This window comes from Pseudomonas sp. YA1 (assembly GCF_058680555.1).
In genome coordinates this window covers 127533-143292 of sequence record NZ_JBZWBG010000008.1, presented here as the reverse complement: position 1 = coordinate 143292, position 15760 = coordinate 127533, and the positions used below count along the sequence as shown (strand labels likewise).

General features: G+C 70.9%; 14 protein-coding genes and 1 riboswitch. Of the genes, 2 read left to right on the top strand and 12 right to left on the bottom strand.

Going from position 1 to position 15760, the window contains the following annotated elements; genetic code table 11:
* The first annotated feature begins 95 nt into the window (after nt 1-95).
* Complete coding sequence (locus tag AC4OR5_RS13280; RefSeq protein WP_058160500.1) at nt 96-1601, top strand: MFS transporter; 1506 nt, start codon at nt 96-98, stop codon at nt 1599-1601.
* Here AC4OR5_RS13280 and AC4OR5_RS13275 read toward each other — a convergent pair.
* The 12 genes from AC4OR5_RS13275 to AC4OR5_RS13220 all read right to left on the bottom strand — a co-directional run bounded on the left by AC4OR5_RS13275 (nt 1564) and on the right by AC4OR5_RS13220 (nt 14752).
* Entirely contained in the window at nt 1564-2301 is a 738-nt protein-coding gene (locus tag AC4OR5_RS13275) for an adenosylcobinamide-GDP ribazoletransferase (RefSeq protein WP_023116311.1), read from the bottom strand. The genes AC4OR5_RS13280 and AC4OR5_RS13275 overlap by 38 nt on opposite strands.
* 2 nt (nt 2302-2303) lie before the next feature.
* Nucleotides 2304-2888, bottom strand: coding sequence for an alpha-ribazole phosphatase family protein (gene cobC / locus AC4OR5_RS13270; RefSeq protein WP_058160501.1), 585 nt, complete (start codon nt 2886-2888; stop codon nt 2304-2306).
* On the bottom strand, nt 2885-3940 hold the full coding sequence (cobT, locus tag AC4OR5_RS13265; RefSeq protein ID WP_058160502.1) for a nicotinate-nucleotide--dimethylbenzimidazole phosphoribosyltransferase: 1056 nt from the start codon (nt 3938-3940) through the stop codon (nt 2885-2887). The genes cobC and cobT overlap by 4 nt, the downstream gene beginning before the upstream one ends.
* Nucleotides 3937-4458, bottom strand: a complete 522-nt coding sequence (gene cobU, locus AC4OR5_RS13260) for a bifunctional adenosylcobinamide kinase/adenosylcobinamide-phosphate guanylyltransferase (protein WP_003162533.1) — start codon at nt 4456-4458, stop codon at nt 3937-3939. Before cobU ends, cobT begins: the two co-directional genes overlap by 4 nt.
* Nucleotides 4451-5923, bottom strand: a complete 1473-nt coding sequence (locus tag AC4OR5_RS13255; protein ID WP_058160503.1) for a cobyric acid synthase — start codon at nt 5921-5923, stop codon at nt 4451-4453. Before AC4OR5_RS13255 ends, cobU begins: the two co-directional genes overlap by 8 nt.
* Nucleotides 5916-6911 (bottom strand): threonine-phosphate decarboxylase CobD, encoded by a 996-nt coding sequence (cobD, locus tag AC4OR5_RS13250; protein WP_034048374.1) that lies wholly within the window; start codon nt 6909-6911, stop codon nt 5916-5918. Before cobD ends, AC4OR5_RS13255 begins: the two co-directional genes overlap by 8 nt.
* Nucleotides 6904-7842, bottom strand: coding sequence for an adenosylcobinamide-phosphate synthase CbiB (gene cbiB, locus AC4OR5_RS13245; protein WP_058160504.1), 939 nt, complete (start codon nt 7840-7842; stop codon nt 6904-6906). Before cbiB ends, cobD begins: the two co-directional genes overlap by 8 nt.
* Nucleotides 7839-8495 carry a 5,6-dimethylbenzimidazole synthase gene (gene bluB / locus AC4OR5_RS13240; protein ID WP_058160505.1) on the bottom strand — a complete coding sequence of 219 codons (657 nt, stop codon included), beginning with the start codon at nt 8493-8495 and terminating at the stop codon, nt 7839-7841. The genes cbiB and bluB overlap by 4 nt, the downstream gene beginning before the upstream one ends.
* 1 nt (nt 8496) lies before the next feature.
* Nucleotides 8497-9804, bottom strand: coding sequence for a cobyrinic acid a,c-diamide synthase CobB (locus tag AC4OR5_RS13235; RefSeq protein WP_023126351.1), 1308 nt, complete (start codon nt 9802-9804; stop codon nt 8497-8499).
* A gap of 31 nt (nt 9805-9835) precedes the next feature.
* The gene (gene cobO, locus AC4OR5_RS13230) at nt 9836-10447 is read right to left on the bottom strand and encodes a cob(I)yrinic acid a,c-diamide adenosyltransferase (protein ID WP_058160506.1); all 612 of its coding nucleotides are present in this window, start codon (nt 10445-10447) and stop codon (nt 9836-9838) included.
* Nucleotides 10448-10510: 63 nt separating this feature from the next.
* Nucleotides 10511-12361, bottom strand: coding sequence for a TonB-dependent vitamin B12 receptor (btuB, locus tag AC4OR5_RS13225; protein ID WP_023092068.1), 1851 nt, complete (start codon nt 12359-12361; stop codon nt 10511-10513).
* Nucleotides 12362-12457: 96 nt separating this feature from the next.
* Nucleotides 12458-12665, bottom strand: a riboswitch (cobalamin riboswitch).
* 47 nt (nt 12666-12712) lie between these two features.
* Complete coding sequence (locus tag AC4OR5_RS13220) at nt 12713-14752, bottom strand: FUSC family protein (RefSeq protein WP_058160514.1); 2040 nt, start codon at nt 14750-14752, stop codon at nt 12713-12715.
* Between the two features lie 244 nt (nt 14753-14996).
* On the opposite strand from AC4OR5_RS13220, the gene AC4OR5_RS13215 reads away from it, so the two are divergent.
* Nucleotides 14997-15665 (top strand): GntR family transcriptional regulator, encoded by a 669-nt coding sequence (locus tag AC4OR5_RS13215; RefSeq protein WP_003086767.1) that lies wholly within the window; start codon nt 14997-14999, stop codon nt 15663-15665.
* Nucleotides 15666-15760: the final 95 nt, after the last annotated feature.

Below are 15760 nucleotides of genomic sequence, written 5' to 3'. Positions count from 1 at the left end.
ATACGTATGTATTTATATTTTCACGCGTCCGCCCGTGGCGCGCAATTCCCGTTATCCACGGCGAGCGAAGAACCGTTCGCCACAGAGGTTATCCCATGTTCCGGCAGAATCGCTGGCTGGTCCTGGCCATCGTCTCCAGCGCCCTGTTCCTCATCATCATCGACATGACCGTGCTCTACACGGCCCTGCCGCGCCTGACCCACGATCTCGGCGCGACGGCCACGGAGAAGCTCTGGATCGTCAACGCCTATCCGCTGGTGGTCGCCGGCCTGCTGCCCGGCGCCGGTCTGCTCAGCGACCGCCTTGGCCACAAGCGGCTGTTCCTCGCCGGCCTGCCGCTGTTCGGCCTCGCCTCGCTGTGCGCCGCCTTCGCCCCCAGCGCCACGGCGCTGATCGCCGCTCGCGCCGGGTTGGCGGTGGGCGCGGCGCTGATGATGCCGGCGACCCTGTCGATCGTCCGCCATGTCTTCCAGGACGAACGCGAACGCGCCCTGGCCATCGGCATCTGGGCCTCCGTCGCCTCTGCCGGCGCGGCGCTGGGGCCGGTGGTCGGCGGCGTGCTGCTGGAGTTCTTCTGGTGGGGCTCGGTGTTCCTCATCAACGTCCCGGTGGTGGCCATCGCCCTGTTGCTGGCGCTGCCGGCCATCCCCGCCTGCGGCGGCCAGTCACGGCGACCATGGGACGCCCTCGGCTCGCTGCAGGTGATGTTCGGCCTGGTCGGGGTGGTCTATGCGATCAAGGAACTCAGCGCGCGCGCCCCGGACTTCGGACTGGCCGTCCTGGCCGCGCTCGGCGGCGTGTTCTGCCTGTACCTGTTCGTCCGTCGCCAGCGCCGCGCCCGCGAGCCGATGATCGACTTCGCACTGTTCCGCAACCGGCGCTTCGCCCGCGGCGTCGCGGTGGCCCTGGTGGCGACCATGGCGCTGGTCGGCATGGAGCTGGTGTTCAGCCAGCACCTGCAACTGGTGCAGGGCCTGACGCCGCTGAAGGCCGGCCTGTTCGTCCTGCCGATCCCGCTGGCCTCGCTGGTGGTCGGGCCGCTGGCCGGCTGGCTGGTGCCGCGCTGGGGCGAGAACCGGGTGATGTGCGCCTCCCTGCTGCTCGGCAGCGCCGGATTGCTCGGCCTGGCCCTGTCCTACCAGGCCGCCACCGGAGCCCAACTGGCCAGCCTGGTGCTGCTCGGCGTCGGCTTCGGCGGCGCGATGACCGCCGCCTCCACCGCGGTGATGCTCAACGTGGACGAACAGAGTTCCGGAATGGCGGCCGCCATCGAGGACGTATCCTACGAACTGGGCGGGGTGATCGGCGTGACCCTGCTCGGCAGCCTGATGAGTTTCGTCTACGGGATGTCGCTGAGGCTGCCCTCGGCCGAGCTGCCGGCGCGGGTCCGCGACAGCCTCGACGACGCCCTGTTGGTCGCCGAGGGCCTGGCGCCGGAGGTCGCGTCGCGACTCGTCGAGCTTGCCCGGCAGGCTTTCGACCAGGCCTTCGTCGCCGTGCTACTGGCCGCCGCCGCGCTGCTCTTCCTCAGCGCCATGGCGGTCCTGCGCCAACCGCGTCCGGCTACAGAGCCAGGGCTACCAGCACCGCGCACTCGGTAAGTTCGACCAGCGCGCCGGCGGTGTCCCCGGTGGTGCCGCCGAGGCGCGCGAGGAAACGGCTGCGCAGCCAGGCGAAGAGCATCAGCGTCACCAGCAACGCCAGCAGGCCGGCCAGGCCGAACGCCAGGGCCAGGCCGAAACTCACCCCCAGCACCCACGGCAGGCTGCGCGCCGGCAGGTGCTCGGCGATGGCCTGACCGAGGCCGCCGGGGCGCGCGTAGGGCGTGGTCAGGAACAGCAGCGGCAGGCTGCTGCGCGCCAGCCACGGGGCCAGCGGCAACAACCCGGCCTCGCCCTGGCCGAGCAGCGCCGCCAGGGCGGAGAACTTCAACAACAGGACCAGTACCAAGACCACCACCGCCACCGGGCCGCTGCGCGGGTCCTTCATGATCGCCAAGGTCCGCTCGCGGTCGCCCAACCCGCCGACCCAGGCGTCCGCCATGTCGGCCAGGCCGTCCAGGTGCAGCGCGCCGCTCAGCGCCACCCACAGGCTCAGCAGCAAGGCTGCCTGCAACAGCGGCGGCGTACCGTCGAGCGACCGCGCCGCGGCGTACAGCACGACGCCGATCAGCAGGCCGACCAGTGGATAGCAGAGCACCGCGCGGCCGAACTGTTCCGGCGTCGGCATCGCCGACAGGCGCACCGGCAGGCGGGTGAGGAACTGCAAGGCGACCAGCAGTGAGCGCAAGGCTTCGCGCATGGCTATTCCCCTTCCCGGCATTCGTGCCAGCGATCGTCGCCCTTTCCGGCGCGCAGGCAGAACAGTGCGCCATGACCGACGTCCACCTGCAGCAAGCGCTCGCGCGGCAAGCCACGGGCGCGAGCGAGCAACAGACGGATGACGCCGCCATGGGTCACCAGCAGCACACGACGGCCGGCGTGACGCTGGCGCAGGCGTCGCTGGGCGGCCAGCACCCGCGCCTCGAACTCGGACAGCGGCTCGCCGCCCGGCGGGGTAAAGGCGTAGGGATCGGCCCAGAAGCGGCCGAGCGCCTCGCTGTGGCCGTCCATCAGGGCGGCCGCCGAGCGCCCCTCCCAATCGCCGAAATGCAGTTCGCGCAGATCGTTTTCCAGTTCCAGCTCGATCCCCTGGCGCTGCGCCAGTTCCTCGGCGAAGGCGCGGCAACGTTGCAATGGCGAGCTGACCAGCAGGTCCCAGCGTCCGCCTTCCACCGCCGTGCGCATCTGCGCCCAGCCACGCGCGGTCAAGGCGTCGTCGAGGCTGCCGCGGAAACCGCCGCCGGACTCGGTTTCACCATGCCGCAGGAGGTCCAGGCGCAGGCTCATGCCGGGCGGTCCGAGACCGCCGCTTCGGCGAAGGTCGCCATCCCCGCGTGCAGCGCGCAGGCCTGGCGCAGCAGCGGCACCGCCAGCGCCGCGCCGCTGCCCTCGCCCAGGCGCAAGCCGAGGTCGAGCAGCGGTTGCGCCGCCAGGGCTTCGAGCACATGCCGATGGCCCGGCTCGGCACCACTGTGGGCGAACAGCAGCCAGTCGCGGCAGGCCGGGTTCAGGCGCACCGCGCAGAGCGCCGCGACGCTGCAGATGTAGCCGTCGACCAGGGCGACCATGCCTTTCTGCGCGCAGGCCAGGTAGGCGCCGGCCAGCGCGGCGATCTCCAGCCCACCGAGACGGCGGAGGGTTTCGAAGGGGTCGGCGCGATGGGCGCCGTGCAGGGCAAGGGCGCGCTCGATCACCGCGGTCTTGTGCGCCACGCCGCTGGCGTCCAGCCCGGTTCCCGGCCCGACCAGCGCGCTCGCCGGCGCATCCAGCAGCGCGCAGGCCATGGCCGCCGCCGCGGTAGTATTGCCGATGCCCATCTCGCCGCCGATGAACAGCTGGCTGCCGGCCTGCTCGGCGCGGCGCACGCTTTCGCGCCCGGCCTCGAGCGCCAGCAGGCACTGTTCGGCGCCCATCGCCGGGACCTCGACGAAGTTCGCGGTACCCGCCGCCAGGCGCAGGTGGCGCACGCCGGGCAAGGCTTCCAGGGGGACGGCGGTGCCCAGGTCGACCACCTCCAGGCCGGCGCCGAGTTCGCGCGCCAGCACGCTGATCGCCGCGCCGCCGCGGACGAAGTTGCGCAGCATCTCGCCGGTGACCGCCTGCGGATAGGCCGAGACGCCCTCGGCGACCACCCCGTGGTCGCCGGCGAAGACCGTCACCCAGAGCCTCTCCAGGCTCGGTCGTTCGCGCCCCTGCAACGCCGCCAGGTCGATCGCCACTTGCTCCAGGCGGCCCAGCGAGCCGCGCGGCTTGGTCAACCGGTCCTGGCGTTCGGCCGCGCGCCGGCGCATCTGCGGGTCCGCCTCGCGGCAGGTGTCGCGCCACCATTGCAGACTCATAGCGGTTCTCCTTTCAACGGCATGGGCAGGCCGGCGACGGTGAAGGTCACCCGCTCGCAGCGTTCGGCGATGGCCTGGTGCAGCCAGCCGGCCTCGTCGACGTAGCGCCGGCTGAGTTCGCCCAGCGGCACCACGCCGAGCCCGGTTTCGTTGCTGACCAGGATGATCCGTCCCGGCAGCGCGCCGAGACATTCCAGCAGCGCCTCGCGCTCGCCGTCGAGACGCTGGGGATCGTCGCAGAGCAGCAGGTTGGTCAGCCACAGGGTCAGGCAGTCGACCAGCAGGCAGCGCCCGGCCTCGGCCTCGCTGCGCAGCGTCGCCGCCAGCGCCAGGGGCTCTTCCAGGGTTCGCCAGTGGGCCGGGCGGCGCGCGCGGTGCTCGGCGATGCGCCGGCCCATTTCGCCGTCGCCGGCCTGGGCGGTGGCGATGTAGCTCACCGCCAGCCCGCTCTCGGCGGCCAGGCGCTCGGCCAGGCGGCTCTTGCCGGAACGGGCGCCGCCAAGGATCAGGTCACGCATGGGGTTCTCCGCAGAGGGCGAGCAATCGCCCGGTATCCAGGTGGCGCTCGACCAGGTCGGCGAGCCGCTCGATGTCACGTTCGCGCAAGGCCTGGTAGTCCACCGCCTGGACCTCGCGCAGGCCGGCCCAGCGCAGCAGCGCCGAACAGGCCGCGGTGGATTCGAACAGGCCGTGCAGGTAGGTGCCCATGACGTTCCCGTCGACGCTGCGGGCACCATCCGCGCGGCCATCGTCGAGCACCACCGCCGGCCGCGCCAGGGCCTCGCCACGGGTGACCCCGGCATGGATCTCGTAGCCCGACAGCGGCGCGTCCTCCAGGCTCAGGCGGCCCTGTACGTTGCGCAATTGCTTGTCCGCCTCCAGGGTCGTTTCCAACGCCAGCAGGCCGAGGCCAGCGCTGCTGCCGGCCGCGCCTTCCAGGCCGAGCGGATCGTGCAGGCGCTCGCCGAGCATCTGCAGGCCGCCGCAGATCCCCAGCAGGCGGCCGCCGTAGCGCAGGTGGCGAAGGATCGCCTCGTCCCAGCCGCGCTCGCGCAGCGCCGCGAGGTCGGCGCGCACGCTCTTCGAGCCGGGCAGGACGATCAGGTTCGCCGGCGGCAGCGCCTGGCCGGGGCCGACGAAGCTCAACTCGACCTGGGGGTGCAGGCGCAGCGGATCGAAATCGGTGTGGTTGCTGATCCTCGGCAGCACCGGCACCACCACCTTCAGGCGCGGCCCGGCCTTGGCCGCCTGGCGCGTATCGATGGCGTCCTCCGCCTCCAGGTGCAGGTCGCTGACATAGGGCAGCACGCCGAGCACCGGCTTGCCGGTGCGCGCCTCCAGCCAGTCGAGGCCGGGTTGCAGCAGGGCGATGTCGCCGCGGAAGCGATTGATGACGAAGCCCTTGACCCGCTCCCGCTCCGAGTCGGAGAGCAGTTCCAGGGTGCCGACCAGGTGGGCGAAGACCCCGCCGCGGTCGATATCGGCGACCAGGATCACCGGGCAATCCACCGCTTCGGCGAAGCCCATGTTGGCGATGTCGTTGGCGCGCAGGTTGATCTCCGCCGGCGAGCCGGCGCCCTCCACCATCACCACCCGGTAGGCGGCGGCGAGCCGCCCATGGGAAGCCAGCACCGCTTCCATCGCCACGCGCTTGTAGTCGTGGTAGGCGGCGGCGTCCATGCTGGTCACCGCGCGGCCATGGATGATCACCTGGGCGCCGATGTCGGTGTTCGGCTTGAGCAGCACCGGGTTCATGTCGGTGTGCGGCGCCAGCCGGCAGGCCTGGGCCTGGACCGCCTGGGCGCGGCCGATCTCGCCGCCGTCGGCGGTGACCGCACTGTTCAGCGCCATGTTCTGCGGCTTGAACGGCACCACCGCGACGCCGCGCCGGGCCAGCCAGCGGCACAGCGCGGTCACCAGGGTGCTCTTGCCGGCGTCCGAGGTGGTGCCCTGGACCATCAGGGTCCGTCCGCGATCACTCATGAGCAGGCTCCTTGAAGCCGAGCAGCGCGGCATCGAGCCGGGCCCAGGCGGCCTCGTCGGTAGGCAGGCCGAGGCGCAGGCTGGCCGGCTGCTCGAACTGGCGGGTGAGGATGCCGCGCCGCGCCAGGTAGTCGTGCAACGCCGCGCAGCGTGGATCGACCAGGCGCTGGAACAGCGCGCTGCCGCCCGCCGGCGGCCAGCCGTGGCGGCGCAGCAGCTCCTCCAGGCGCTGGCTGGCGGCCAGCAGGCGCTCGCGCTGCTGGCGCTGTTGCTGGCGGTCGCGCAAGGCGCTCTGGGCCACATGGCGCACCGGGCCATTGACCGTCCACGGACCGAGCTGCTCGGCCAGCGCCTGCAACAGCGGCCGTTCGCCGAGGGCGAAGCCGAGCCGCGCACCGGCCAGGCCGAAGAACTTGCCGAACGAGCGCAGCACGATCAATCCGGGCCGGTTGCTACAGGCAGCCAGGCTCGACTGCGGGGTGCAGTCCATGAACGCCTCGTCGACCAGCAGCCAGCCGCCGCGACGTTGCAGGCGGGCATGCCAGGCCAGCAGCTCGGCGGGCTCGAAGACCCGCCCGGTGGGGTTGTTCGGGTTGACCACCAGCAGCACGTCGAGGCTGTCGAGATAGGGCTCGACCTCGGCCTCGCCGATCTCCCGCACCAGGTGCCCGGCCTGGCGCCAGGCGTGGGCGTGCTCGGCATAGCACGGCGACAGGACGCCGACCCGCCCGCCCCGCCGCAACCTTGGCAGGGCCTGGATCGCCGCCTGGCTGCCGGCCAGCGGCAATACCCGTTCGGCACCGTAGTAGAGGCAGGCGGCGGCTTCCAGGCCGTCGTCGCTCTCCGGCAGGCGGGTCCAGGCCTGCTCGGGGATCGCCGGCAGCGGAAACGGCCAGGGCGCGATGCCGGTGGACAGGTCCAGCCAGTCCGCCAGCGGAATGTCGTAGCGGCGCGCCGCCTCGCGCAACCGCCCTCCGTGTTCAAGCATGCAGCCACCCCATGGCCCAGAGTCCGGCCAGCACCAGCAGCCAGAGCAGCACGCCCTGGCGTACCAGCGCCAGGGCCCGATAGATGTCGCGGCCCTGCGGCTGCGGGCCGCTGCCGAGGAGCGGCCGCTGGTGCAACTCGCCGTGGTAGATCGCCGCGCCGCCCAGGGACACGCCCAGCGCACCGGCGCCGGCGGCCATCACCGGGCCGGCGTTGGGGCTGTCCCATTGCGGCGCCTGCTCGCGCCAGCAGCGCAGGGCCTGGCGGGTGCCGCCGAGCAGCGCGTAGGTCAGCGCCACCAGCCGCGCCGGCAGGTAGTTGAGGATGTCGTCGATCTTCGCCGCGGCCCAACCGAAGCGCTCGAAGCGCGCGTTGCGGTAGCCCCACATCGCGTCCAGGGTATTGCTCAGGCGATACAGCACCACCCCCGGCGCGCCGGCCACGGCGAACCAGAACAGCGCGGCGTAGACCGCGTCGCTGCCGTTCTCCAGTACCGATTCGGTGGCCGCGCGGGCGACCCCGGCCTGGTCCAGTTCGCGGGTATCGCGGCTGACCAGGTAGCCGACACGTCGCCGCGCCTCGTCCAGGTCGCCGGCGCGCAAGGCCAGCGCCACCGGTTCGGCGTGCTCGCCGAGGCTGCGCAGGCCGAGCGCGGCGTACAGCGCCAGGGCCTGGACCAGCCAGCCGAGGCAGGGAAGTTCAGCGAGCGCCCAGGCCAGCAGGGTCAGCGGCAGTACCGCGAGGCCCCAGGCGGTCACCCCGTGGCTGCGCCAGCCGACCCCGGGATCACCCTCGCCGGCCAGGCGCGAGCGATTGAAACGGCGCTCCAGGCGATCGGCCAGGCGGCCGAAGGCGACCAGCGGGTGCCAGCCCTGCGGCTCGCCGAAGCGCGCATCCAGCGCCACGCCGAGGATACCCAGCAGTGCGCTCATGCTCGCTCGCCCCAACGGTTCTGGTAGACCAGCTCGGCCAGCGGACGCGGTTCGCTCCAACCCTCCAGCGCCAGCATCGGCGCCGGGTAGAACTCCGCCACCGGGCCCAGGCAGAGCACCGCCACCGCCTCGCTGCCGGGCGGCAGGCCGAGCAGCTCGCCCAGCGCGGCCGGATCGAACAGCGATACCCAGCCCATCCCCAGGCCCTCGGCGCGACTGGCCAGCCAGAGGTTCTGGATCGCGCAGGCGAGCGACGCCAGGTCCATCTGCGGCAGGGTCCGGCGACCGAACACATGGTGCTCGCGGTCGTCCATCAGGGCGGCGACCAGCAGTTCGGCGCAATCCAGCACGCCCTCTACCTTGAGCCGCATGAACTCGTCGGAGCGCTCGCCGAGGGCTTCGGCGGTGCGTCCGCGTTCGTCCTCGACCAGCCCGTGGATGGCCCGGCGCAACGCCGGCGCGGTGATACGGATGAAGCGCCAGGGTTGCATCAGGCCGACGCTGGGCGCCTGGTGCGCGGCCTCCAGCAGCCGCGCGAGCAGCTCCGGCGCCACGCTGCCGCCGCTGAAGTGGCGCATGTCGCGGCGCTCGGCGATGGCCCGGTAGACGGCGGCGCGTTCCGTGGCGCTGAAGGCGTGGGAAGAATCGGACATGTCAGTCGGCGTCTCGCGCGGGCGCCAGCAACGCGGCGGCGGCCTGCGGGTTGGAAGGCAGGTAGAAATGGATATAGGAAGCCGTCAGCCGGCCAAGACGGAACACCGCCTCCGCCGTGTTCCGGCCGTTCGGGCAGACGCCACGGGCCAGAGGCTCGACGGCGCAGTCAAGGGTCGAGTGATGGAAGGTATGCCCGCGCAGCCGCCCTTCCGGCAGCTCGACCTCCTGCAAAGCCAGGGCGGTCAGGCGCTTCTGCAGGCGCGCCCGGCCCGGCAGCAGGCCGAGCAGTTCGCCGCGCTCGCCGTCGGCGTCTTCCAGGCAGTCGAGCAGGTAGAGCATGCCGCCGCACTCGGCCAGCAGCGGCTTGCCGGCGGCATGGTGGGCTCGGATCGCCTCGGCCATGGCGCGATTGCCCTGCAGGCGCCCCAGGTGCAGTTCGGGATAGCCGCCCGGCAGGTACAGGCTGTCCACGGCGGGCAACGCCTGGTCCTGCAGCGGCGAGAAGAACACCAGTTCGGCGCCGAGTTCGCGCAGCAGGTCGAGATTGGCCTGGTAGAGGAAGGCGAACGAGGCGTCGCGGGCCACGCCGATGCGCACGCCTTCCAGGCTGCGTTGCAGCGGCGCCGGAGCGGGCACCTCGAAGGTCACCGGCTCCGGCAGGTCGGTCTCGGCGCTGGCCAGCAAGGCGTCGGCGGCGGCGTCCAGGCGCACATCGAGATCGGCCAGTTCCTCGGCCTGGACCAGGCCCAGGTGGCGGCTCGGCAGTTCGAACTCGGCCGAGCGCGGCAGGCCGCCGAACCAGCGCATGCCGGGCGGCAGGCAATCGCGCAGGATGTCGCTGTGGCGCTGGCTGCCGACGCGGTTGCCGAGCACTCCGGAAAACGGCAGGTCCGGCTGGAAATGCGCCAGTCCGTAGGCCAGCGCGCCGAAGGTCTGGGCCATCGCCGCGCCGTTGATCACCCCCAGCACCGGCACGCCGAAACGCCGCGCCAGGTCTGCCGCCGAGGGGTTGCCATCGAACAGGCCCATCACCCCTTCGATGAGGATCAGGTCGGCCTCGCCGGCGGCCCGCGCCAGCAGGCGTCGCGCTTCGGCCTCGCCGACCATCCACAGGTCGAGCTGGTAGACCGGCGCGCCGGAGGCGCGAGCGAGAATCATCGGGTCGAGGAAGTCCGGTCCGCACTTGAACACCCGCACCCGTCGCCCCTGGCGCGCATGCAGGCGGGCCAGAGCGGCGGTGACGGTGGTCTTGCCCTGGCCGGAGGCCGGGGCGGCGATCAGCAGGGCCGGACAGCGTGCCTGGGTCATGGGCGAAGCGTCTCCGCGCATGGCGCCGGCATCAGAACTCCACTCCTTTCTGCGCCTTGATCCCGGCCTTGAACGCGTGCTTGACCAGGCTCATCTCGGTCACCGTGTCGGCGACCTCGATCATCCCCGGCTGCGCGCCGCGACCGGTCACCACCACATGCTGCATGGCCGGGCGCGCCTGGATGTCGGCGAGGACCCTGTCCAGTTCCAGGTAGCCGTGCTTGAGGGCGATGTTCAGTTCGTCCAGCACCACCAGGCCAACGTCCGGGTCGGCCAGCAATTGCGCGGCGACCTTCCAGGCCGCTTCGGCCTTGGCGATGTCGCGCTGGCGGTCCTGGGTCTCCCAGGTGAAGCCCTCGCCCATTACGTGATAGCTGACTTCCTCGGGGAAACGCCGGAAGAAGGCTTCCTCGCCGGTGCTGGCGGCGCCCTTGATGAACTGCACGACACCGACCTTCATGCCATGGCCCAGGGCCCGCGCGACCATGCCGAAGGCCGAGCTGCTCTTGCCCTTGCCGTTGCCGCTATGCACCAGGAGCACGCCGCGTTCGTCGCGGGCCTGGGCGATCTTCTCGTCGACCACGGCCTTCTTGCGCTCCATCCGCTCGCGGTGGCGCTGGTCCTTCTCGGGGGATTCGTTCATCGTCGATCACTCCTTGCGGCGACGCGGCCGCGCCGTCGCCTCGTTCATTCGAAATACCCGGCCTCACAGGGCCTGGTAGCGCACGCTGAGGTAGACCGCCTGGCCAGGCTGGTTGTAGCCATACGCGGTTTCGTAGTCGGCACCGAACAGGTTGGCGATCCGGCCCTGCAGGCGCCATTCGTCGTTCAGCCGGTACTCGCTGCGCAGGTCGAGGGTGGCGTAGCCGCCCAGGCGCACCTCGTTGGCCGGGTCATCATAGCGTCGGCCTTCGGCGTGCACGCTGGCGCCCAGCGAAAGACGCTCGAAGCGCCGGTCCAGTTCCAGGTTGAACATCCGCCGCGCCCGGCGCGGCAGCTCGTTGCCGTCGTTGACGCCGCCGGAACGGTTTTGCGGGTCGAGGAAGGTCGCGTTGGCGTTCCAGTCCCAGCCCAGCCACTGACTGCCGAGGACCAGTTCGACGCCACGGATGCGCGCTTCGTCGATGTTGTTCGGCTGCCCCCAGGGGCGCCCCGGCGCCGGACGCGGATCGTTGCCGATCAGGTCGTCGACGTTGGTACGGAAGGCATTCACCGCCCAGTGCCCCCAGCCATGCGTACCGCTCAGCCCGACTTCCAGGCTGCGCGAAGTCTCGGCGTCCAGGTCGGGATTGCCGTAGTCGGGGTAGTAGAGTTCGTTGAAGGTCGGCGCCTTGAACGCCGTGCCGTAGCTGACGGTGAAGCGCAGCGCGTCGCTCAGCGCGTAGCCCCAGGCGGCGCTGCCGGTATCGTGCACGCCGAACTGCTGGTTGTCGTCGCGGCGCAGGCTCAGTTGCCAATCCTGGCGACCGTACCGGCCGAGGTACTGGGCGAACCAGCCTTTGTTCAGCCGCGAGTCGACGCTGAAGGCTTCGCTGCTGCTGATCTCGTCCTTCTGCCAGTCGTAGCCGAGGGTCAGCACATGGCCTTCGGCCAGGGTCAGGTCGTTCTGCCAGGACAGGCTGTCGCGACGGGTATCGAAGCGCGAGTAGAAACGGCCATCCTGATAGGCATCGGCCTTGTCCTCGCTGCGCCCGGCCTGGAGGGTCACCAGCCAGGGATCGAACGGAGTGAAGCGGGCACGGCCGCCGACCAGGTTCTGCTCGCCGTCGGCGTTGGCATTGAAACCGGAGTTGCCGAAGACCTGGTCATAGTCGTTGTGCGACTTGGCCCTGAGCAGGGTGCCGTCGAGTTCCAGGCCATTGTCGAAGCGATAGCCGCCGCGCAGGTTGCCGGACAGGTTGCGGTAGCCGTCGCGGTCTGGCTCATAGCCCGCAGTACCGGCGCGCTTGGTATTGATCCCCGCCGTATCGAAACTGCTCACCCCGAGGCTGTACCAGCCGTTGCCAGCGCCGCCGCTGACCCCGGCGCTACCCTCCAGGGTCTGATGGGTGCCGTAGCCGGCGGAGAAGAACGGCTTGGCGCCCTGGCCGTCGCCGCGCCGGGTGAAGATCTGGATCACCCCGCCGATGGCCTCCGAGCCGTACAGGCTGGAACGCGGCCCGCGGACCACCTCGATGCGCTCGATCAGCTCCACCGGCAAGTCCTGGAACGCGGTGAGGCCGGCGCTGGCCGAGCCGACCTTGATGCCGTCGATCAGCACCAGCACATGGTCGGACTCGGTGCCGCGCAGGAACAGCGTGGTGTTCTTGCCGAAACCGCCGTTGTTCGCCAGCGACACGCCGGGTACCTGGCGCAACAGCTCCGGCACGCTGCGCGCCTGGCTGCGCTCGATATCCTCGCGGTCGATGACGCTCACCGCCGCCAGGCTCTGGGAAGCGGTCTGGGCGGTACGGGTGGCGGTCACCACCTGGTCGGCAAGGCTGACCGGTTCGGCCAGGCTCAGGGAAGACGCGCCGCACAGCGCCACGGCTGCCGGGGTCAGGAAAACTCTGTTCATGCTCTGCGCTGCTCCGTCGCTCTCACCCGCGCGACCTGGGTTGAGGCAGACGGAGGACGAAGCGACGGCAGGAGACGTCCGACAGCGCCCTCCGCGATGCCGTGGGTGCGTCAGGCCGGTCTCCGGGCTCGCGAGCGAAGCGCTGGACGCTTCCAGCCGCGCCTTCCCATGCCGGAGCACAGTGGTCATCGAGCAGCTGTCTGATTCGCCTACCGTTGCGGGGGCAGCGCTGGCCTGGTTCCGACGGAACGCACCAGCTTCCCTGTTTCACCCCTTGCGGGGCACCTGTCGCAAGGCGCGCAGCTTAGTGGTTCGGGGCTTGCGCGGTCAATGTGGCCGGCCACCGCAGAACTAGCGCCCGGCTCCGGGGAGCGGGTCCACGCGCAGCGCCGTCCCGGCCGGAGCATGGCTGCGGCACCACTGCCGCCAGGTGGCCTGCAACTGCACCAGCGCGGCGCCGGCCAGCTCGCCGCGTTCGCTGCCGGCCAGCGGGCTGGCGGCCAGGGCCTTGAGCAGGCGCGCGGTCGGCGGGTCGAGGGCGTGTTCACGCTCGGCCCGCGGGCCATCGCCCAGCAGCACCAGGCGCAGGCGCCGCAGGTAGCGGTCGCGGGCCTGCGCCAGGGACGCCGGGACCTCCTCCAGGCACTGCCGCAGGTAGAGCAGCTCGTCGCCGAAGTCGAGTCCCATCAGGCCGTCCGACCAGGGCTGGCGGCGCCCCTCCGGCAAACGGTCGTAGCGCTGCGCCAGGCGGATCAGGCGATCCGCGGTGCGCCCGCCGAACCAGGCCTCGGCCTGCGCCGGCGAGCGCAGGGTGAGCCGCGCCAGGTCGCCGAGGGTGGCCTGCAGCATGCGCCGGTAATGGCGTTCGCCCGGTCGCAGGCTGACCAGGTTGAACACCAGCACGGCGAAGGCCACCCCGAGCACCGTCGACAGGGCGTTGTTGAGGAAGTGCGCGAGGTCGTAGCTCATGCTGTTGCTCGGCGCGACGTTCTTCACGAAGAAGATGCAGAACGGCGAAGCGATCCCGGCCAGGCTCGCCCGGTTCACGCACAGCGCAGCGAAGAACAGCGGTACGCCCAGGCCCAGGCAGAGCAGCGGGAAGCCGTCCACGCCGGGCAGGTAGAACAGTGCGACGAAGCCGGCCAGCGGGATCGACAGGAGAATCCCGCGAAGGAAGTTCAGGCCGGCCTGGGCCGGGTTGTCGCGGCTGGCGAAGAGACTCAGCACCACCCCGGTGATCGACACCGCGCCCAACCCGCTCGGCCAGGCGCTGGCCAGCCAGAACGCGGCTACGCAGAGGAACGCCAGGGCGCTGCGCAGGCCGAACAGCACGCCGCGCTCGATGTCCCGGTGCCAGGCGATGGCGCCCGGCGCCTGGCGGGTGGGCGCGCCATAGACCAGCGCCTCGACGCTGCGCCCGGCCGCCCCCGCCTCGCCGAGCAGGCGTTCGAGGCAGACCAGGCACAGGTGCAACTGTCCGTGCGCCGCGTCCAGCGCCAGGCGCAAGCGCTGCCGGCAGGCCTCGAACTCGGCCTGGCGGCCCTCGCGCAACAGTGCCTCGAGTTCTTCCAGCCAGGGCTGCAAGGCGTGCGCGCTGGCCGGATCGAGCAGCCTCCGCTCGCGAGCCACCTTGCGCGCCGCGCGCAGCAGACCGAGCAGGTCGAGGCCTAGCACGCGCAAGGCCTGGGAACGGGCGCGGCCGAGCGCACCCTCGAACCAGGCGTGGTCGCGCTGGGCGTCCGCCGCGGCGATCCGCCCCAGCGCCGCGAGCAGCTCGCCGCGTTCGTCGGCGCCGCGCAGCTCCGCCGCGGCCGCCTGCAAGCCGGCCTCCCAGGCCGCCTTGCCCTGGTTCGCCAACTGGCGTTCCAGGCGCCGCGGCCAGAGCAGCACATTCACCAGCGCCGCGCAGAGGATGCCCAGGCCGATCTCCGAGCAGCGGGCCACCGCCTGGTCGAACACCGTCGCCGGATCGGCGCTGGCCGGCAGGGCGACGATCGCCGCGGTGTAGCCGGCCAGGACGAAACCGTAGGACGCATGATTGTGCAGCAGCGACGCGCCGGCGGTGCAGAACGCCAGCCAGAGCGCCATCAGCAGGAGGAAGGGCAGCGATGCCTGGCCATAGAGCGCGACCATGCCGATGGACACCAGCGCACCGGCGCAGGTGCCGATCAGGCGGAACATGCCCTTGGCCAGGACCATGCCGCTATAGGGCTGGCTGACCACGAACACCGTCATCAATGCCCATTGCGGCTGCTCCAGCTCCAGGCTGAAGGCCAGGTACAGGGCCAACCCACCGGCCAGCAGGGCCTTCACCGCGAACTGCAGTTCGTGCAGACGCGGGCACAGCAGCACCTGCACCAGGTCGGAGGAAAAGAAGGAAGGCTTGGCCATCGCGGGCGCCCCGAAATACATGAGCGAGCGAATTATTAGCAAGCTAATTTTCTATTGTCCAGCCTCTCCGCGAACTTTCCGGAAGAGCGTTTCGCCCTGCGAAACATGCGCCACGGAGGCCCACTGAAGCCGACCAACACGCCTGCGCAGAAGGCGCCAACCGGCAGCGGCAGCCGCCGAGCGTTCGTATACAATATCCCGCACGTTCCCAACGCCACGCAGGTTGCCCCGCTTGCCTCTCTCCATGCTCAACGCCCCTAACCTGGGCATCGCCCCTTCGGCCTCCGAGATCATCGCCAAGCACCTGCGCGAAGCGATCATCGCCGGGCATTTCGCCGAGGACGAACCGATCCGCCAGGACGACATCGCGCAACTCTTCAATGTCAGCAAGATTCCCGTCCGCGAGGCCCTCAAGCGCCTGGAAGCGGAAGGCCTGGTGCTGTTCCAGCGCAACAAGGGCGCGGTGGTGACGCGTATTTCCGAACCGGAACTGGCGCAGATGTTCGAAGTGCGGGTGCTGCTCGAGGCGCAGGCGATCCGCCTGGCGGTGCCGAACATGGACGAGACCACCTTCGCCCGCGCCGAGGCGATCTGCGCCGACTTCGTCGGCGAAGACAACGTCGGACGCTGGGCCGAACTCAACTGGCAACTGCACGCCTGCCTCTACGAACCGGCGCAGCGGCCGTTCCTGGTCAACCTGATCCGCTCCATCCACGACAAGCTGGAACGTTATCTGCGCATGCAGATGAGCCTGTCCGAAGGCAAGCAGCGCGCCGACCAGGAACACCGCGAGATCGTCGCCGCCTGTCGCGCCGGCGATGCCGAACGGGCCGCGGCACTGATTGAGGCACATATCGTCGGGGTCTGCCGGACCCTCTACGAACACCTGCCGAACCGCCCGGCCAGCACCTGAGCCGGGCCATCCCGGCTATGCCGCTTTCGTCACTCGCCTGAGCGAAAACCCTCAAGCGCCCCGCCCCGCCGAAACGCCACCCTGTGGCGCATACC